General features: G+C 70.3%; 11 protein-coding genes and 1 pseudogene. 9 read left to right on the forward strand and 3 right to left on the reverse strand.

Annotated elements, in window-relative coordinates; translation table 11 throughout:
• Positions 1 to 121: 121 nt before the first annotated feature.
• The 7 genes and pseudogenes from Prum_RS35090 to Prum_RS52400 all read left to right on the forward strand — a co-directional run bounded on the left by Prum_RS35090 (position 122) and on the right by Prum_RS52400 (position 10,193).
• On the forward strand, positions 122 to 952 hold the full coding sequence (locus Prum_RS35090) for a carbohydrate ABC transporter permease (RefSeq protein WP_246278292.1): 831 nt from the start codon (positions 122 to 124) through the stop codon (positions 950 to 952).
• Entirely contained in the window at positions 949 to 1,770 is an 822-nt protein-coding gene (locus Prum_RS35095; RefSeq protein WP_173080636.1) for a carbohydrate ABC transporter permease, read from the forward strand. Before Prum_RS35090 ends, Prum_RS35095 begins: the two co-directional genes overlap by 4 nt.
• 38 nt (positions 1,771 to 1,808) lie before the next feature.
• Positions 1,809 to 4,652, forward strand: a complete 2,844-nt coding sequence (locus Prum_RS35100) for an alpha-L-rhamnosidase (RefSeq protein WP_218577489.1) — start codon at positions 1,809 to 1,811, stop codon at positions 4,650 to 4,652.
• Positions 4,561 to 5,772 (forward strand): ABC transporter substrate-binding protein, encoded by a 1,212-nt coding sequence (locus tag Prum_RS52390; protein WP_246278664.1) that lies wholly within the window; start codon positions 4,561 to 4,563, stop codon positions 5,770 to 5,772. The genes Prum_RS35100 and Prum_RS52390 overlap by 92 nt, the downstream gene beginning before the upstream one ends.
• A 73-nt stretch (positions 5,773 to 5,845) precedes the next feature.
• A complete protein-coding gene (locus Prum_RS35110) occupies positions 5,846 to 8,971 on the forward strand; it encodes an alpha-L-rhamnosidase (protein WP_173080640.1) in 3,126 nt (1,041 codons plus the stop codon).
• A pseudogene (locus Prum_RS52395) lies at positions 8,968 to 9,578 on the forward strand (family 1 glycosylhydrolase); the annotation flags it as partial. The gene Prum_RS35110 and the pseudogene Prum_RS52395, both read left to right, overlap by 4 nt.
• A gap of 237 nt (positions 9,579 to 9,815) precedes the next feature.
• Complete coding sequence (locus Prum_RS52400) at positions 9,816 to 10,193, forward strand: family 1 glycosylhydrolase (RefSeq protein WP_503826945.1); 378 nt, start codon at positions 9,816 to 9,818, stop codon at positions 10,191 to 10,193.
• Here the strand turns inward: Prum_RS52400 and Prum_RS35120 are convergent.
• Both Prum_RS35120 and Prum_RS35125 read right to left on the reverse strand, forming a co-directional pair.
• Entirely contained in the window at positions 10,174 to 10,731 is a 558-nt protein-coding gene (locus Prum_RS35120; RefSeq protein ID WP_173080642.1) for an imm11 family protein, read from the reverse strand. The genes Prum_RS52400 and Prum_RS35120 overlap by 20 nt on opposite strands.
• Positions 10,712 to 17,524, reverse strand: coding sequence for an FG-GAP-like repeat-containing protein (locus Prum_RS35125; RefSeq protein WP_173080644.1), 6,813 nt, complete (start codon positions 17,522 to 17,524; stop codon positions 10,712 to 10,714). Before Prum_RS35125 ends, Prum_RS35120 begins: the two co-directional genes overlap by 20 nt.
• 80 nt (positions 17,525 to 17,604) lie before the next feature.
• Between Prum_RS35125 and Prum_RS35130 the strand changes: the two genes are divergently transcribed.
• Together Prum_RS35130 and Prum_RS35135 are read left to right on the forward strand one after the other, a co-directional pair.
• Positions 17,605 to 18,753 (forward strand): M20/M25/M40 family metallo-hydrolase, encoded by a 1,149-nt coding sequence (locus Prum_RS35130; protein WP_246278293.1) that lies wholly within the window; start codon positions 17,605 to 17,607, stop codon positions 18,751 to 18,753.
• A 13-nt stretch (positions 18,754 to 18,766) separates the two neighbouring features.
• Entirely contained in the window at positions 18,767 to 19,228 is a 462-nt protein-coding gene (locus Prum_RS35135; RefSeq protein WP_173080646.1) for a hypothetical protein, read from the forward strand.
• A gap of 13 nt (positions 19,229 to 19,241) precedes the next feature.
• Here Prum_RS35135 and Prum_RS35140 read toward each other — a convergent pair whose 3' ends face one another.
• Positions 19,242 to 20,393, reverse strand: a complete 1,152-nt coding sequence (locus Prum_RS35140) for an RCC1 domain-containing protein (protein ID WP_173080648.1) — start codon at positions 20,391 to 20,393, stop codon at positions 19,242 to 19,244.
• Between the last annotated feature and the right edge of the window lie 75 nt (positions 20,394 to 20,468).

Raw genomic sequence — 20,468 nt, forward strand, 5'->3', positions numbered from 1 at the left:
ACCTCCTAGGGTCAGGCGAAATATTTGGGAAACGTTACCCATTCGGCGGGACACATAGATGAAACGTTCCAAGAGAGACGGACGGAGCACGGCGCCGCCGTGGTGGTTCGCGGCGCCGGCGATGTTGCTGTTCGCTTTCGTGGTTTTGGTGCCCAGCGCGCGGGGCGTGTACTACGCCTTTACCGACTGGGACGGTCTGAGCCCGGACTTCTCGTTCGTCGGGCTCGGCAACTTCGCCGACATGGCGCGTGACCCGGACGCGCGGCAGGCGGTCTGGCACACGCTGGTGATCGCCGTGGCCATCACCGTCATCCAGAACGGATTCGGGCTGCTGCTCGCGCTCGGCGTCAACAGCATGATCAAGTCTCGAAACCTGCTGCGGGTGCTGCTGTTCGCGCCAGCGGTGGTGACCCCGATCGTGACAGCGTACCTGTGGCGGAACCTGCTGGGTCCCGATGGCGCGGTCAACAGCCTGTTCGGCGCGGTCGGGCTGGACTCGTGGCAGCAGGACTGGCTGGGGGACCCGCAACTGGCGCTGTGGTCGATCGTCGGCGTGATCGTGTGGCAGTTCGGCGGCTATTCGATGGTCATCTTCCTGGCCGGGCTGCAATCGGTGCCCAAGGAGATCTACGAGGCCGCGGCGATCGACGGCACCGGGCCGGTGCGGCGGTTCTGGTCGGTGACCCGTCCGCTGCTGGCGCCGGCGTTCACCATCAACCTGATGCTGTCGATCATCGGCGGGATCAAGCTGTTCGACCAGGTGTACGCGCTGACCGGGGGCGGGCCGGGGCACGCCACCGACACCATCTCCACGCTCATCTACAAGGACGCGTTCACGCTGGGCGAGTTCGGCTACAGCATCGCCCTCGCCGTGGTGTTGACGATCATCGTGGCGGTCGCCTCGACCAGCCAGTACTTCGTGCTGGCCCGCAACGAGAGGGCGGCGTCGTGAACCGGTACCGCTGGCGCACCTTCGCCCTGGAGATGGTGATGATCGCCGCCGCCGTGGTGGTCGCCTTCCCGGTGTACGTGCTGGTCAACCTGGCGATCCGGCCGCCGTCGGACAACTCCTCGCCGATCCGGCCGACGGTCAGGCCCACATTGGACAACTTCACCCAGGCATGGCAGGAAGGCGGGCTCGGCGGCGCACTGGTCAACAGCGTGCTGGTGACCGCCGGCAGCGTTCTCATCGTCCTGGCGGTCTCGTCGCTGGCCGCGTACCCGATCGCCCGCGCCACCGCGCGCTGGTCACGCGGGATGTTCCTGCTGATCATGTTGGGGCTGATCCTGCCGTTCCAGCTCGCGGCCCTGCCGCTGTACCAGACGATGCGCGACCTCGGCCTGCTCGGCACGGTATGGGCGCTGATCCTGTTCTACTCCGGCCTGCAGGTGCCCTTCACCACGTTCCTCTACATCGGATTCATACGCGCCCTACCGCGCGACTTCGAGGACGCCGCACTGATCGACGGATGCCGGCCACTGGAGGCGTTCCGGTACATCGTCTTTCCCATGCTCAAGCCGATCACGGTGACCGCGTTGGTGCTCAACGCGATCGCGGTGTGGAACGACTTCTTCACCCCGCTGCTGTACCTGTCCGGCAGCGACCAGCAGACCGTGCCGGTCGCCCTCGCGGGGTTCGTGGGCCAGTTCGTGTCGGACTGGAACCTCATCTTCGCCGCGCTGGTGATCAGCATCGTGCCGATCCTGGCCGTCTACTTCGCGCTGCAACGCAGCATCATCAACGGCTTCGCCGGAGGGCTCAAGGGATGACGCAGCATCATCAACGGCTTCGCCGGAGGGCACAAAGGATGACACTGTACGGTCTGACGACGGAGCAGCGGTGCCAGCCGCTCGGGATGGGGGAGCCGCGCCCGCGGCTGTCCTGGAAGCTCGATTCCGAGCGACGCGGGGCGGCGCAGAGCGCGTACCGGATCACCGCCGCCGAACGCGCGGCGGACCTGGACGACGCCGACCGGCTGCTGTGGGACACCGGCCGCCGCGACGCCACCGACTCGATCGGCGTGCCATGGCAGGGCCCTGCGCTGCGCTCGGCCACCCGCTACCACTGGCGCGTCGAGATCTGGGACGAGACCGGCACCCCGGCAGGGGCGGCGCAGACCTGGTTCGAGACCGGGCTGCTGCACCGCGAGGACTGGACCGCGGTGTGGGTCGGCCGGGATCCGTTCGCCGCGCCGCACGTCGATCCGCCGAGCGATAACGACGGCCCCACGGGGGCGGCGCCGTTGTACCTGCGCCGCGAGTTCCGCGTGGCGCAACGGCCGGTACGGGCCCGGCTGTACGCGACCGCGCGCGGCGTGTACGAGCCCCGGCTCAACGGCGACTGGGTCGGCGACCTCGAGCTGGCTCCAGGGTGGACGGAGTACCACCACCGGTTGCAGTACCAGACGTACGACGTCACTGACCAGCTGCGTGAGGGCGCGAACACGCTCGCGGCGATCGTCGCGGACGGGTGGTGGTGCGGCTTCGTCGGCTTCGACCCGCGCCGCCCCGCGCATCACTACGGCGACCAGCCGGCGTTCCTCGCCCAGCTGGTGCTCGACTTCACCGACGGCTCCCAGCAGGTGGTGGCCACCGACGCCGGCTGGACCGAACAGCCTGGCGCGATCCGCGCCGCCGACCTGCTCATGGGCGAGCATGTCGATGCCCGGCACCACGTGCCCGGCTGGGATCAGCCCGGTCCGGTCGGCGGCTTCCGGCCGGTCGCCGTGCTCGACGCCGAGCCAGGACCGCTGGTTGCCGAGCCCGACGACCCGATCCGCGTCACCCACGAGATGCCGGCTGCCAAGGTCGAGCGCCGGGCTCCGGGCCGGTTCATCGTCGACTTCGGACAGAACCTGGTCGGCCGGGTCCGCCTCAACGTGCGGGCGGCCGAGGCCGGGCATCGGATCGTGCTGCGGCACGCGGAGATGCTCGACGCCGGCGAGCTGTACGTGGACAGCCTGCGCCGCGCGAAGGCCACCGACGTCTACGTCACCGGCGGCGGCGAGATCGAGGTGTTCGAGCCGCGGTTCACCTTCCACGGCTTCCGGTACGTCGAGATAGCCAACCACCCCGGCGACCTGTCCACATCGGACGTCGTGGCACAGGTACTGCACAACGATACGCCGTACACGGGGACCTTCCAGTGCTCTGACCCGATGGTCAACCAGTTGCAGTCCAACATCGTGTGGGGGCAGCGGGGAAACTTCCTCGCCGTACCCACGGACTGCCCGCAGCGGGACGAGCGCCTGGGCTGGCTGGCCGACGCGCAGATCTTTGCCCCGACCGCCAGCCGCAACGCCGACGTGTCCGCGTTCTTCGCCCGCTGGATGCGCGACGTGGTGGACGGGCAGGACGTCGAGGGTGCGTTCCGGGACGTCGCCCCGGTCGTCTCGATGTACCGGGAGGCGGCGCCGGCGTGGGGCGACGCCGGGGCGATCATCCCGTGGCACCTGTGGCGGACGTACGGCGATCGGCGCGTGCTGGAGCGTTCGTTCGACGCGATGGTCGCCTGGGTCCGGTACGTCCACAAGCACAATCCCGATCTGCGATGGCGGCACCGCACGGGCAACTCGTACGGGGACTGGCTCCAGGTCGACGCCGCCACCCCGCGGGACGTGCTGGCGACGGCGTACTTCGCCCGCAGCGCGCAGATCGTCGGGTTGTCCGCCGAGGTGCTGGGCCGGCACGCCGAGGCGGAAGAGATGCGGGCCCTGCACGCCGCGATACGGGCGGCGTTCATCGAGTCCTATGTGGATGACGACGGCACCGTGGAGGGCGGTACCCAGACCGGCTACCTGTTGGCGCTGGCGTTCGGGCTGCTCCCGGACGCGCTGGTGCCGGCGGCGGTCGGGCACCTGGCCGCCGACATCGAGAAGCGGGACAACCGGCTCACCACCGGGTTCGTGGGAGTGGCGCTGCTATGCCCGGTGCTGACCGACCACGGCCGCGCGGACCTGGCGTACGCGCTGCTGCACCAGGACGAGTACCCGTCGTGGGGCTACTCGATCCGGCACGGCGCCACCACGATCTGGGAGCGCTGGGACGGCTGGACCGAGCACGCCGGGTTCCAGTCGCCGGCGATGAACTCGTTCAACCACTACAGCCTCGGCAGCGTCGGCGACTGGCTCTACGGCCGCGTCGCCGGCATCGACCAGACACCGCGGTCGGTCGCGTACCGGGAACTGCTCCTGCGCCCGCTCCCCGGTGGCCGGCTCACCTGGGCCCGCGCGGAGCAGGAGACCGTACGGGGGCGAATCGCCTGCGGCTGGCAGGTCGAGGACGGCCGGATCACCGTGACCGCAACGGTGCCACCCGGCAGCACCGCAGTACTGGAGATCCCCACCGCCGACCCGGACAGCGTCCGCGAAGACGGCGCGCCCATGTCGGGGCGGCCGGGGTTCTCGGGGTCGAGCCGTCCGCCGCGGGGGTCACCCTGCGGCTGGCGTCCGGCAGCTACACCGTCACCGCTCAGGCTCAATCGGCTCCTTCCCCATGGGAGACACCATGAAGATACGCACACTTCCGGCCCTGGCCGCCGCGTTCACCGCGGCGACCCTCTTGACCGCGTGCAGCGGCGGCACCAACGCCGGCTCCGGCGACGGCGACAACAAGACCCTGACCCTGGCCTCGGTCGACCAGGGGTCCGTTGAGGACGTCGTCAAGGCGTTCGAGGCGGCCAACCCCGGCGTGAAGGTCAACTTCACCACCAGCGGCGCCGACCAGTACCAGCAGCAGATCCGTACCCAGCTGGCCTCCGGCACCGCGCCGGACGTGATGACGGTGTGGCCGGGCAACGGCAACCCCGGCGCCACCTACGTGCTGGCCAAGCCGGGCTACCTGCTCGACCTGTCGGACCGGCCATGGGCCGCGAGGTATCCAGAGTCCGTCAAGAGCGTCGCGCAGTACGACGGCAAGACGTACAACGCGGTGTTCGGGCTCAACGGGATCGGCGCCATCTACAACCAGCAGGCCATGGACAAGGCCGGGCTGACAGCGCCGGGCACCTGGACCGAACTGCTGGCCTTCTGCAGGGCCGCGGCCGCCAAGAAGACGCCGGCGTTCGCGCTCGGCATCCAGGACAACTGGGTGACCCAGATCGCCCTCTACGCGTTGGTCGCCACCACCGTCTACGCCGGCGACAAGGACTTCGACAAGAAGATGCAGGCCGGCCAGGCCACCTTCGCCGGGTCGCCGTGGACCACCGCCATGGCCAAGTACCAGGAGATGAACAAGACCGGCTGCTTCCAGAAGAACCCACTCGGCACCAGCTACGAGGCCAGCCAGGAACTCGCCGCCACCGGCAAGACCCTCGGCATCATCCAGGGCAACTGGGTCGTCGCCCTGCTCAAGGGCAAGAACCCGGCCGGCACCTTCACCCTCAAGGCGCTACCGGCCACCGATGACCCGGCCACGTTCATCATGCCCGCCGCCGCGGGCGCCGGCTACGGCGTGAACGCCAAGGCGAAGAACAAGGAGCTGGCGCTGAAGTTCGTCGACTTCGTCATGTCACCGGCGGGCATGAAGGTGTTCAACGGCAAGCAGGGCAGCCTGCCCTCCCTGCCGGACAGCGGCTCGGCGGTCGACCCGGCGCTCACCGAGCTGACCACGTTCATCCAGGGCAACCGCACGGTGCCGTTCATGGACCAGCTGTGGCCCAACGCCAAGGTGCAGCAGACGATGCTCTCGGGGATCCAGGAAGTCTTTAGTGGACAGTCCACGCCCGACAAGATGCTCGCCGCCATGGACGCCGACTACAAGGCCGGCAGCTAGTCACGAGCAGGGGAGGGCACCAGTGTCACCAACCAAGCATCGCCGGCGCGTGTTCGCGGGCGTGGGAGTATGCATGACCCTGCTCGCATCGCAAGCGCTGATCGCCACGCCCGCCGCCGGGCATGGCACCGATCGACCGAACGTCGAGGTCGTCAACCTGACGGTCGACGGCCGGCACGATGAGCTCCTCGGCATCGACAATCCCAACCCCACACTCGGCTGGCAGTTCATCGAAACCCGGCGGGCCGCCGGCCACCCGGGTGACCGGCAGACCGCGTACCAGATCCAGGCCGCCACCAGCGAGTCCAACCTCAAGCGCGGCAGACTGATCTGGGACACCGGCAAGGTTGCCGCAGACCGGCAGACCGGCATCGCGTACGCGGGCAAGCCGCTGGCCTCCCGCGACCGGGTCGTCTGGCGGGTGCGGGTCTGGGACGCCGACCGGCGCCCGTCCGACTGGAGCGAGCCGGGCTCGTGGGAGATGGGGCTGCTCGACCAGAGTGACTGGGGATCGGCCCGCTGGATCGAGTACCCGGGCCGGACCGAGAGCCAGCCGATGCCGGTCTTCGCCCGCCAGTTCACCGTCGACCACCGCCGGCACGTCGCCGGCGCCCGCCTCTACCTGTCCGGCGTCGGCCTGCATCTGCCGACCATCAACGGCCGGACGCTGACCGACGAGGTTCTCGCCCCCGGCAACTCCAACTACCAGCTCTCCAGCGAGTACCGGACCTACGACGTCACCGGCGAGCTGCGCAAGGGCGGCAACACGCTCGGCGTGCGGCTCGGCAACGGCCCGGCGTACGTGCGCCGCAGCGTCACCAACCCCGCCGTCGGTCGCACCGCGCCGTACTCGTGGTGGCAGAGCCAACTCAAGGGTGCCGGAGCCTTGGCGGCCGACGCCGAATCCGGCGCCACCACCGTGAAGCTCGACAACGTCGCCAACTACCACGTGGGCGGCACCATCAACGTCGACACCGGCGATGGCGGCGACAGCCTGGAATCCCGCGTCATCACCGCGATCGGCACGGCGGACATCTCCTTTGCCCCCGGCCTGACCAAGCCGCACACCACCGGCGCGCTCGTGACCGGGTCGGGCAACAACGTCGCCGCCAGCGATCCCAGCGCCGGCGCCGCCGTCACCCCGCGGCTGATCGCCCGGCTGGAGATCTCGTACACCAACGGCACCCGTGACGTCGTCGTCTCCGACCGGGGCTGGCGTACGGCGCTCGGCGCGCTCGTCACCGACGCCTGGTACTCCGGCGCGGACTACGACGCCCGCCGCGAACAGCCCGGCTGGGACCGGCCCGGGTCCGACCTGTCCGCCACCGCCAAGCGCCGCGACGGAACCGCCACCGGCTGGATCGACGCCGGCATCGCGCCGCAGCCGAACCTGGCCACCACACTGGTCGCCCGCGCCGCCGAGCCGGTCACGCTCGTCGAGACGTTCACGCCGGTGTCGGTGACCAATCCTGTCCCGGGCACCTGGGTGTTCGACTTCGGGCAGAACATCGTCGGCTGGCCGCAACTGCGCCTCGCCGAAGACGTGCCGGCGGGCACCACCGTCCGGATGTCGCCGGCCGAGTCGCTGGCCGCGGACGGCACGGTCGACCAGGCATCGCTGATGGGCGGCGGAGGCGGTCGCGGCCGGGACCTTTTCAACACGTACACCACTGCCGGGCTGCCCGGCGGGGAGACGTGGCATCCGGACTTCAACTACTTCGGCATGCAGTGGGTCCAGGTGACCGGACTGCCGGAGGGGTACGTCCCGACCAAGGACACGGTCAAGGGTCTGCGGCTGCAGGCCGCCACGCCCCAGGCCGGCGACGTGACCACCTCCAACGCGCGGATCAACCGGATCCATACGATGGCGCGGTACTCGTTCGCGGCCAACGTCATGTCGGTGTTCACCGACTGCCCAGGCCGGGAGAAGCTGTCGTACCCGGCGGACTACACCATGCCGATGGGCGCCATCCACCGAAACCACGAGCTGGGCGCGTATCTGCGTACCACCATGCACCACCTCGTCGAAGGTCAGTCCATTGCGGACACTCCGATGTTCGGCAACGTGGCGCTGAAGACCCCGGTCTACGACTGGGGCTACACCGGGCGCTTCGGCGACGAAATCAACTGGGGCAACGCCATCGTCCTGGTGCCCGCCCTGCTGTACGAGCTGTACGGCGACACCCAGACGATGGCGCGCTACTACGACCGGATGGTCGACTTCGCCGACTACATCCAGCGGCAGAAGGTGCTGACCGGTGCCGACGCGCATATCGTCGACGCCGCCCTCGCCGATTGGGTCTCGGCCGACCAGACCTCCGGCCGGATCACCGGCACCTGGGGCTACTACACGATGATCAGCAAGCTCGCCATGATGGCGGAGCTGACCGGCCACTCAGCCGACGCCGCGCGCTACCGCACGCTCGCCGGTGACATCAAGAACGCCTTCAACGCCCACTTCTACAACATCTCGCTGCGCCGGTACACCACCGCGGGCAACGCCGGCACCGCCGGAGCCACGCAGGCGGCCCAAGCGCTCGCGCTCGACGCCGGGCTGGTCCCGGACGGCGAACGTGCGGCCGTCCTGGACGCGCTCGTCGAGCTCGTGTACGCGTTCCACCCCAGCGGCGACGGCCCGCACTTCAGCGGCGGCACCATCGGCATGGCCGCGACCGTCCGCGCGCTCGCCGCCGCCGGCCGCGACGAGGTGCTGTGGGATCTGCTCCAGGAGGACGAGGAGCCCAGCTACGGGTTCTTCATGGAGCCCACCGTCGCCAACCCCAACGGCATGACCACGATGGGGGAGCGGTGGAACCGCCGGGACTCCAAGAACCACATGATTCTCGCCCAGATCGAGGAGTGGCTCCACAGTGGACTCGCGGGCATCCGGCCGGCGGACGGCTCCGTCGCCTACCGGTCGCTGGTCGTCCAACCCAAGCTCGTCGGCGACGTCACGTTCGTGCAGGGCAGCTACCAGACACCGCAGGGCGCCGTCCGCTCGACCTGGAGCAGGGCGGACCGCTGGTTCCGGCTCACGGTGGACGTCCCCACGAACACCGCCGCCGAGGTCTGGGTGCCGCTGCGAGGCGGGCACGTCGCCGCCAAGCCACACCGGGCCGAGTACGTCCGCGTCGACGGCGACTACGCCGTCTACCGCGTGCCGTCCGGCTCGTTCACCTTCGTGTCCGTACCCGCATGAGTGAGTTTCCGGCCGACTTCCTCTGGGGCGCGGCCACGGCCGCGCACCAGGTGGAAGGCGGTAACGTCAACAACGACTGGTGGGACTTCGAGCACGCCCCCGGCACGGCGGCCCGCGAGTCGTCCGGCGACGGGATCGACCACTTCCACCGGTACGCCGAAGATTTCGCGCTGCTGGCCTCGCTGGGCCACAACGCGCACCGGCTGTCGCTGGAGTGGTCGCGGATCGAACCCGCGCCGGGGAGTTCAGCCGTGCCGCGATCGCGCACTACCGGCGCGTCCTGACCGCGCTCGCCGATGCCGGCCTGACCGCGTTCGTGACCCTGCACCACTTCACGCTGCCGCGCTGGTTCGCCGCCCGTGGCGGCTGGCTCGCCCCCGACGCCGTCGCCGTGTTCGGCCGGTACTGCGCCCGCGCGGCCGCCGAACTCGGCGACCTGATGCCGTACGTGTGCACGGTCAACGAGCCGCAGATGGTCGCCCTGCACGGATATCTGGAGGGCTACCACGCGCCCGGCATCACCAACCCGATCCTGTGGAAGCGGGTCGGCCGGGTGCTGCTCGACGCCCACCGGGCGGCCGTCCGTGCGGTGCGGGACCGGTCGCCCGCGTCGCAGGTGGGCCTGGCGGTGCAACTGCCGCTGCTGGCGCCGCTGCGCAACGACGAGGCGTGCTGGGCGTTCCACGGCCACCTGCGGCACGAGATCGTCGACCGGTACCTGGACGGACTGGTCGGCCCGGACCGCGGCGACTGGCTCGGCGTGCAGTACTACCGCAAGCAGTGGGTCGACCCAGCCTCGCCGACGGTCTTCGCCGCCCCGCCGGACGGCTACCGGCTGACCCAGATGGGCTGGGCCGTCCACCCGGACGGCCTGCGCCAGGTCCTGCACCGGGCCGCCGCCACCGGCCTGCCGCTCGTCGTCACCGAGAACGGCATCGCCACCGGCGACGACAGCGAACGCCTCGACTACCTCAAGTCACACCTCGCGGCCCTGGCCCTGGCCATCAACGAGGGCGTCGACGTACGCGGGTACCTGCACTGGTCCGCGTTCGACAACTTCGAGTGGAGCGAAGGGTACGCCCCCACGTTCGGCCTGATCGCCGTCGACCACGACAAGGACTTCGCCCGGATCCCCAAGCCCAGCGCATATGCCTTCGCCGCGGTCGCCGCTACGGGACGGCTCGACTGCGCCGGGCGCGCCATCACGCCGGCCGGAACGTGACCCCGCGATGGCGTCCGGTGGCACGGATGAGCTCCACCGTGTCGGATGTGAAATAGAGGGGCCCAAAGGGCATCTGCGGGATCTTGAACACGGCCGGTCCCGTCAGGAGCTCACCGCGGAACGTGGCCTTCTTGATGTCCATGATTCGCCCCGAGCTGAACCGGACAATGTCGGAGCGCTCCTCGTCGAGCGCGTCGACGACCCGGGTGACGTTGAGGACGACCAGGCCCGCGTCGGCGCACTCGAGCGGCAGCAGTTCGCCGTGGTCGGCGAGGATCGGGCCGACCTCGGCGATCGCCTCGTCCCGGAGGATGAGGACGTGGCTGCCCAACCACGGCAGGTCCGCGCGCCGCCGTGGCCCGCCCTCATCCGACCGCAGCAGGTACATCGGCACGGGAGACCAGGCGCCGGCGCGTGGTGTGCCGTCGAACCCGCCGAAGAGCAAGGCGTGCTTGCCATCGAGCGGCAGCGCCCACTCGAAGCCCTCCTCGACCTCCGGTTCGTAGACCTGGGGAGGGCTAGTACGGTTGGTGCTCAACAAAGTCTCCCTGCAACAGCCCTGTCCTGATGGACTCTAGCGTTTCCAGCACCTCTTCCTTGCGACCGGTGGCGCCGGCGCGGAGGACCAGCTCGTTGACCTTGGTGTAGTACTTGTCGGGCAACGTGCGGTGGACCGTCGCGCCCGTCGGATTCGGCGACTTCGTGTGCGCCGGCAGGAATACGCCGTTCTCCGCCGCGTTGATGCTGATTCCGTATGCCTCCAGCACTTGCCGCGCCGGGTCCGCAATCGCCTTCTCGCCCGCCACGATGTGGTGCGCGTCGGTGCCCTCCGGGCGCTGCACGCCGGCATCCACGAGGTTCCTGCCGAGGACCTTGGAACTCGCCTTTTCGGGCTTCGGCGCGGTCGGCGGCCCGTTCCCCGACTTGGGTGCGCCGGCGGGCGCTGGCCCGGCGGGCGGGGCCGCGATGACCGAACCGGCGGTGCCCTCGCCGCCGCCCGTCGGCCGGTCGGGGGGCATCGACGTGGCGTGCAACATCGTCGCCACGCCGGAAGCCACGTCGATGGCGGCCTCGCCCATCGCGGCCCCCGAGACGGCCACTACCGGCACGCCGGCGGGGGCACCGGCCCCGGTCGCGGTGAGGGCCCCACCGCCGGCCGTCCCGACACCGCCGGCGATGAACTGGCCGACGCCGTACGCGGCCTCACCGGCGCCGCGGAAGAACTCGAACGTCCGGCTGGGCGGGTCCAGCGACAGTGCGGCTCCGGCGATCGAGCCACCGGGTACGGCGGCGATCGCCACACCGGCGGTGAATCCGGCGACGGCCTCGCCCAGTGTCGAATCGCGGACCGCGTCGGCAACCTGCTCCACGGCCGCCTGCATGGTGTAGAACGCCCTCGGGTCCTGACCGGTCGGGTCCAGGTAGGCGACCGGGTTGTTCGCGGCGTACGCGTACGGCTGGAGCAGATCGGCGGCGGCCATCGTCGGGGCGGCGCCGCCACCGGGCGCGCCGGCCTCGGCCGCCCGCGCGATGAACGTGTCCGCGGGTGCCGCGCCCGCGTCCACCGCGAACAGTTTCGGGTCGACGGTGAGGAACCTGCCCAGGACCGGGTCGTAGAGCCGTCCGTCCATGTCGATCAGGCCGAGGTCGGCGTCGTGGTCGTGCCCGGCGAAGCCGCGCTCACCGGTCGTGCGCCAGTTCGGGTCGAGGTTCGTGCCGAACGCCTCGAACCGTTGGCTGTTGTTGGGAATCGGGGTCGAGTTGGTAAATTCCAATGGCGAGCCGAGCCGGTCGGCGTGCGGGTAGTTGGTGAACCTGCTCTGGACCGCGCCGGCGACCTCGGTCTTCACGACCTGCGCGACGTTCTTGTCGCCGGCCTGTACGTAGTAGCGGTGCTCGATGCTGCCGCCGCCGGCCGCCTCGCGGCGCTCGTACAGTCCGGAGATGTACGTGGTCGTGGCGTTCGGGGCGCGGCGCTGCACCCGCTCTTCGGCGGCGTTGTACCGGAACGTGGTGGTGACCAGGTTCGCCCCGGTGCCCACGGCGACGGAGGTCGGCAGGTTCGCCGGCGACCACGTGATCGCCTGCCGGCCGCCGGCGACGCCGGGACCGACGCGGCCGACCTGGTTGCCGGCCAAGTCGTAGCTGTAGGCGTTCTGCCCGGCCGCGAAGGCGGCGTTGGGCAGGATGTCGGTCGCCGGACGGTAGTTGTACGCCCCGACGCCGCTCTTGGACGTGAAGCCGCCGGAGGCGTTGTAGGCGAACGACTCGACCACGTCACCGGGCAACGCGGGGTCGTTGCCTTGCAACAGCTGCGTCTGCGTCAGGCGGTTGAGAGTGTCGTAGGTGTAGTAACGGGAGCGGTTCGCGCGTACGACGTCGCGCATGTGTTTGACGTTGCCGACCGCGTCGTAGCCGTAAAAGAGCTGCAGCACCCTGCCGGGACTGGATATCGCGGACGAGGACGCCAACCTTCCGCTCAACGGCTGGAAGCTCGACGTCGTCGTGGTGCCGTTGCGGAGCCGTTCCTCGCCGATGCGGTAGCCCTGGTTGTCGTCCACAAAGGTCCAGTACGGCGGGCTCGTGGTGCCGTCGCTGACGGTGGTGAGCAGGCCGCCGGCGTCGTACGAGTACGTCACAGCGAACGCCTCGCCGGCGGCGCTCGGGTACTCCACGCGTATGGTGCGGCCGAACTGGTCGTAGCCGTAGCCGAGGCGGTATGTGCGTCCGTCCACGACCTGCTCCGTCGCGGCGAGCAGGCCGCGGTTCGGAGCGCTCGCCGGCACCGCCTCGTAGCTGAGCCGGGTGATGTCGCCTTCCGCACTGCGCGCCTGCACGAGCTTGCCGATCGTGTTGGCCCCCGGCCCGTCGTAGGCCCAGGTCGCCGCGCCGCGCGGATCGGCACGCCTGGTCATCCGGCCGAGCTCGTCGTACGTGTACTGCGTCGCGATCCCGCGCGGGTCGTTGTGCGTGGCCACCTGACCGAACGCCGTCCAGGTGTACGCCTGCCGGCCCCCGTCGCGGGTCGTGACGGCGGTGGTGCGGCCCCACCGGTCGGTGTCGAACGTGGTGACGACGCCGCGCGGGTCCACGGCCCGGCGCGCCGCGCCGAACGGTCCATACTCGACCTGGGTGACCGAGCCGACCGGGTCCACGGTGGCCGCCAGCGCGTCGTTGACGTCCTTGACCTGCACAGTGCGCCGGTTCAGCGGGTCGGTGACCGCGACTGCTTCGACCGCCGAGGCGCGGACGACGGAGGTGAACGACGCCACCGACGGCGCCTCGTCGGGCCAGCCGTACCGCACGTTCGTGACGGCCACGTCGCCGGTGGCGTCTTCGTCCGGCCGGCTCACGGTGATGAGGCGGCCGAGCTGGTCGTACGTGTTTCGGATGACGCCCTGCGTGGTGTCGCCCGGCAAATGCGGGCGGGACACCGAGAGCGGGCGGCCGTCGTGGTCGAATGTGGACTCGGTGACCACCGTCGTGCCGGCGTACCCGTTCGCCCACGTCTCCACGGTCCGGCCGAGCGCGTCCTGGAACTCGGTCGAGGAGGCACCGCCCGCGATCTGTTGCGTGGTGCGGGTGCGGGCCCGCAGGTTCGCGCTCGTGTCCGTGTCGGCGCGGGCGTACGCGGTGACGGTGTCCCCGTTCGGCCCGCGCAGGCGGACCTGCCTGCCGAAGCCGTCGTACGCGGACCGGGTGACGACGCCGTTCGGGTCGACGCGCACGAGCACCTTGCCGAGCTTGGTGTCGGTGACCATCGTCGTGACGTGACCCCTGGGGTTGACCTCCCGCACCGGGAAGAGGGTCGCCATGTCGTACCCGGTCTGCGTCGTCCGCGTCGCCAGGCCCGGCGCGCTGACCTGCTGGCTGATCACGTGGCCGTACTCGTCGTGGACGCCGGTCTCGGTCATGGTGTACGCGGCGTCGTCCGGTTCCCGGATGGCCGTGAAGGGCAGACCGCGGTCGTTGTAGGTGAACGCGGTCGTGCGCACCTCGGTGTTGCCCTGGCGGATACTGGTGGCCTTGTGCCGCAGTCGCAGGCCGATCAGCCATTGATTGCGCCGGGCCGCGCTGGTGTCGTACCCGCTCTCTTCGACGGTTCGTTCGATCACCGTCCCGGAGCCGTTGCGCAGCACGGTGTCCGTGGACGTCGCGTTGCCGTTCGCGTCGTACAGCATCACCGTGTCCGACGACATCACGCTCCGCCGGGTCCCCGTGGGCGCGGGCAGCATGTCCACACTCCTGGCCGCGCGCTCCTCCACGACGAACGGCACGGAATCCCCGGACAGCTTCACCGAGTACCCGATCGGGCCTTGGCGCACCTGTTGCCCCACGGTCACCGCGGTGCCCAAGCCGTGCTGCACCGTCCCGGACGTGGCCAGCGCGTTGGTCACCCGGCCGGCGTACGGGTACCAGTGCCGGATCGGCGAACCGGCCGTCGCGTCCACGTGCGTGGCGTTGTCGAAGTCGCGGAGGGCCGTCTCGACCAGGACGCTGTTGGTCTCCCCGAACGTCCTGTCGAGACGCCGGGCGAAGCCCAGGTTCCCACGCCCGTACCAGGCGCTCCGGCCGTTCTGGTACCGGAACGTCTGCCATTTGACCCGGCGCAGCGTCTCCAATGGACTACCGGGTTGCCGCTCCGCCGCGCGGACCATGACGCTGGACACCAGCGGGCCGGCCCGGTTCAGGCACCAGGTCTGCGCCGATACGCAGCTGGTCGTGCGTTCGTAGACGCGTTCCCCCTGCGCGTCGCGGTGCGAATAGTCGAACAGGATGCTTTCGCCCAGGCCGTCGCGCGCGACCACGAGCAGGTTGCCTTTGGCGTGGGCACCCCACCGGATCGTCAGCTGGGCAGCCGTGTTGCCGGCCGCGTCGACCAGGCCCGGCGCGTCGGCCACCAGGATGAGGTCGCTGCTGCCGTCGCCGTCGACGTCGCCGCGCATCGGCAGCGCCCGCTCGGCCAGGCTCATCGTGCCGACCTCTTCGGGCCGGTACGTGGAATTCTCCTGCGTCTTGTGGACGACCCAGCGCAGGCTCGCCGGCTGCCGCGGGTCACCGATCGGCACCAGCACGTCGTCGCGGCCGTCGTTGTTGTAGTCGAGGAACTGCGCGCGGGCGAAGCCGTACGCGCTGACCCGGTACCAGGTCCACGCCGCGTCGCCGATCAACGTGGGCGACCCGGACCCGGTGGCGAAGCCCTTGCCGGTGTTGACGTGCAGCCGTACCGGGTTGGCCAGGCTCCCGTCGTAGCGCAGGATGTCGTCCAGGCCGTCGCCGTTGACGTCCAACACGCGCAGCTGCCACTTCCGCGCGTACGTCGTGACCGTGACCTGGCCGCTGTCGTCGCCGGGGTCCGTGTTGGTCACGTCGCCCGCCCAGTACGGCGTAAGGTCGTAGATCTCCTCCGGGGCGGGCACCGAGGCGTCGATCGTCTCGTTGAACGTCAGCCCGGTGTCGACCCAGCGGGCGCCGCTCGCGTCGATCGACAGCGCCTTCCACGTCTGGGCCCACACGTACGTGTTCGCGGCGGGCGAGTTGACGAACGTCCACTGTCGCTTGAGTGCGTTGACCGCGCCGTCGCCGTCGACGTCGACGAGCGTCGGTGCCTCGCACGGCTCCGGCGTGCCGCCGGCGAAGCCGGTCAGCGGCGACTGGCCCTGGTGGCCGTAGTTCGGCAACGCGCGGCCGGCGTCGAACCCAGCACCGGGACCGCGGTTGAGGTGCAGCAACAGGTCGGTCCGCCGGCACACCAGCACATCGGCGAGCGCGTCGCCGTTGAGGTCGGCCAGCCAGAACGGATCCGCGGGTCCGGTCGTCGGTATCACCGGGATGTGATCGCGGGTGAAGGTCGTGCCGGTGGACACGAGCACCTCGCCGTTCGTGTGGATGTCACACGTGCTGACCAGGTCGTCGCGGCCGTCGCCGTTGTAGTCCACGACGCTGTCCTGCGAGATGCACCAGAAGCTGAAGCCGAGGGAGGGCTGCGACCCGAGCCCGGTGTCCCGCACGGTGTACGGGCTGGCCCGGTTGCCGGTGGCAAGCGCGAGCTGGTACGTCCACGATCCGCTACAGCTGCTCAGCGCCGGGTCACACGTGTACCGTGTCGTCGGTGCGGGATACAGGAGGTCGTCGAAGCCGTCGCCGTTCGCGTCGAGCACGATCGTACGACCGACCGCCTGGCTGCCCAGCCCGTTGCCGAACAGCAGCGGAACGACCGGCCCGTTCGTCGGCGTGGCCGAGAACCCCTGCGAGTTGTCGTACGTGAACGTGGTCGGCGGCTTGCACACCTCACCGCTCGCGTCGTCGACACACTCGCGCAGCCGCAGGAGCCGGCTGACGTCCGTGCGCGCGTCGTACTCGAACTTGTACCGGCGTACCACCGCACCGCCAACCACCGTCTCGATCCGGTTGATCCGCCGCCACTCCAGGTCGCGCAGCCCGCGGTTGAACGACGACCACCCGTCGGCCCGGTCGTCGTACACGAATCGGATCAACCGGTCGTGTGCCCGCGCGCCGGTCCCGGACGAGCGGTGACCGCCGAAGCGCACCTCCGACGGCGCGTACCGGGTACAGGTCAGCACCGGGGTTTGCGTACACCGCTGCGTGTACACCATCTCCAGGTAGTTGCCGTTGCGGTCCTGCTCCTCCTTGACCGTCCACCGCCGCTTGATCCCGTCCACTGTGGTCACCGCGTCGGTGGCGAAGCCGTAGCGCAGGATCCGGCCGTCCTTGCGGCGTACCTCGAAGCCCTCCGGCCCGGCCGCGGCCCCACCCGGCCGGCTCAGCACGACGCGGGAGAAGGTGTCCACCTCGGTGCGGTACTCCGAACCGTCCGCGCCGTAGGTGCCCCGCACCATCACGAGCAGCTGCCCGTCGAGGCAGAACGCGTCCGCCCGCCCACCAGGGTCCTCGACCGGCCGCGCGTAGCCGTCCGACTGTGCCGAGGCCAACGCGCAGCGCTCGATCACGGAGAAGCCGGAGACCGCCCAACCCTCGCCGGCGATCCCGTCGCTGCTCCCGGACGTGTACGACAGCGCGATGCTCGGGGTCAGACCGGCGATCCCCGGCGGCGCCTCGATCGGCACCGTGTACGTGGAGTGGCCGTCGTCGGTGACGCCGTGCGTGCCGTCCAGCGCGCCCACCGCCGCGGTCGGCTCACGCGGCAGCGGGTCCGTCTCCGCGGCCGACGCCAGGCGAGGCAACCAGGCCAACGCGACGACCGTGAGCGACGCGGTGACCGCGAGCACGAGCCAGAGCGCGAACCACCGCCGGGTCCCGTCGGCGCGGACCCGCGCATGCCTCGGCCTCGACCGCCACGATCTATCCATCGACGCAGCATGCGCCGGCACATTCATCGAAACTGCATCGCCACGTTCATCGGCTGGGGCGCGTCAGCGATGATCGGCGTATGACGCTCGATGTGCCCATCCGTCGCCTCGGCGACCTGCGCTCCCGTACCGCGGAGATGGTTCGTTACCTCGACCGCCTGGTCTCGGTCGAAACTCCGTCGGAAGATCTGGCGGCCTGCCGCGCCGGCGCCGACGTGGTCGGCGCCGTCGGCGAGGAGATCATGGGCGACCAGGCGGAGCCCGTCGAGGTCGACGGACGTGTCCACCTGCGCTGGAGCTGGCCCGCCGGCCCGGACCGGCCGACGATCGGGCTGATCGGGCACTACGACACCGTGTGGCCGATGGGGACCCTGGACCGCTGGCCGTTCACCCTGGACCAGACCGCCGGCACCGCGACGGGCCCGGGCTGCTTCGACATGAAGGCCGGGATCGTCCAGCTCTTCCACGCGATCGCGGCGCTGCCGGACCGCGCCGGCCTGGAGGTCCTGCTGACGTGCGACGAGGAGCTCGGGTCGCCGACGAGCCAGGAGCTCGTGCGGGAGCTGGCCCGCCGCGCCGCCGCCGCGCTCATCCTCGAGCCGTCGGCGGGCGGCGCGCTCAAGACCAGCCGCAAGGGAATCGGCCGGTACCGGTTCGACGTGCACGGGCGCGCCGCGCACGCGGGGCTGGAGCCGGAGAACGGCCGCAACGCGCTCACCGTCCTGGGCAAGCTCCTGCTGGACGTCGGTGCCATGGCCCGGCCCGACGTGGGTACGACAGTGACGCCGACCCTGGCCGCGGGCGGGACGGCGAGCAACGTGGTGCCCGCGCACGCGTGGCTTCAGGTCGACGTCCGGGTGGCCGTCGAGGGCGAAGCCGAGCGCGTCGACGATCAGATGCGCGGTCTTGCACCCGGGATGCCGGATGTCACGCTCGCCCTCACCGGCGGCCCGAACCGGCCTCCGATGCCGGCCACCTCCAGCGCGGCCCTGTTCGCGCGGGCGACGGCCGCCGCGGCGGTGCTGGGCGTCGGCCCACTGGCGGGCGTCGCGGTGGGCGGCGGATCGGACGGCAACTTCACCGCGGCGGCGGGCTGCCCGACGCTGGACGGTCTCGGCGCGGTCGGGGCCGGCGCGCACGCCGAGGGCGAGTACGTCGTGATCGCGGGCATGCCGGAGCGGGCGGCGCTGGTGACGGAGCTCATCCAGGACATCCGTGGCGGTCGCTGAGTAGCATCCCGGTATGCCCGGTGGATCCATTGTGTACGCCTGCGGAGCCGTCGTCGTCGCGCTGGTGGTCGTCCTTCTGCTCCTCCGGTATCTGGCCAGGGGATCCGCCCGCCGGACGATCAAGTCGGTCGAGAGGGCGCTGCAGATCTTCCTCGCCGGCGTCAACCGGTCCGACGACGAGCTCGCCCGCGGGCAGATGGTTCCCGAGCAGCGCGAGGCGCTGTCGCCCGGCCGCCCGGCAAGTGACTTTCCCGAGTACATCGCGCACTGCGAGATCGTGCGCGGGCAGTTCACCCGCGCACGCTCGTCCGACGGCCGCTGGAGCAGCCTCGCCAAGCTCCTGGTCCGCCTCGACTACCAGAGCGGCACCAGCGTCGAGTTCCTCTTCCTGATGCTGAAGCGGGCGGATGCCTGGCAGGTCGACGCCTGGCAGGAGGGCGGCTCCTACGACCTGGTCGACTACACAGTGGAGTGACGCCGGGCCGGGTTCACGGCACCGTCGCCGGGACGTTGCGGTCGACCTCGTCGCCGACACCGAGCTGGCCGTAGTGGTTTTGACCCCAGCACTGCAGCGTGCCGGTCAACCTGATGCCGCAGGTGTGGTCGTCGCCGACGGAGATGACCGACCAGCCGGCCTCATCGAGCAGCCGGCGCGGTGCGTTGCGGTTCGTGTTGTCACCGATGCCGAGCTGGCCGTCCCCGTTGTAGCCCCAGCAGAATCGGGTGCCGTTGGTGTATAGCCCGCACGTGGAGGCGTCGTACCAGGTGTTGTCGCGGTGACCACCGGCATCCACGCTGGACCAGTTGCTGGTCGAGCCGACCCGGGTCGGTACGTTGGTCGAGGTGGTGCTGAGGGTACCGATGCCCAGCTCACCGCTGCGGTTGGCGCCCCAGCAGTAGAGCCGGTGAGCGGTCGAGACGCCGCAGGTGTGCCCGGCGGAGGTGTCGATGTCGAGCCAGTCGCCGGTGCTGGAGATCGGGGCGGGCGACCACTGGTCGTCGACGTCCCCCATGCCGAGCTCGCTGTGGTAGTTCGAGCCCCAGCAGTGCGCGGTGCCGGACGTGTTGATGGCGCAGGTGGCGAAGTCGCCTGCCGACACGACCGACCAGCCCGAACTCACCAGGCGCGGTGAGGTCCACTCGGTCTCCGTGCCGAGGCCCAGGGAGCCGGAGCGGCCGTCGCCCCAGCAGTAGAGCTGAGTGGTGGTGGCGATGGCGCACGTGTGGGAGCCACCGGCGGAGATCGCCACCATGGTGCGGGCGATGGCGACGCTGCGCGGTGTCAGGTAGGTGACCTTGTCGTTTGTGCCAAGCTGGCCGTAGAAGTTGCTGCCCCAGCAGTACGCGGTGCCGCCGGTGGTCAGCGCGCAAGCGTGGACGCCTCCGACGCTCACCGACGCCCACAGGACGTTCGGCGTCGTGACCTGCACCGGAACGTCCTCGTCGTAGATGAGGACGGCGTAGCCGCCCCAGCACCACAGGGTGTTGTCCGTCTTGATGCCGCAGGTGAGGCTTTGGCCCGCGCTGACGGATATCCACGAAGACGCGGCGCTCGCGGGTGTGGTGATGGCGACGGCGCCCACGGCGGCGGCGAGCACCGCGACGACCGCGCCGACGCGCAATCGAGCCTTGGAAGTCATGCGAGAGTTCCTCCTGGACGGAATCGACCTCGATATTTACATCTATTGATACAACATGGGTGCACGGCGACTGCG

This window comes from Phytohabitans rumicis (assembly GCF_011764445.1).
Taxonomy (GTDB): domain Bacteria; phylum Actinomycetota; class Actinomycetes; order Mycobacteriales; family Micromonosporaceae; genus Phytohabitans; species Phytohabitans rumicis.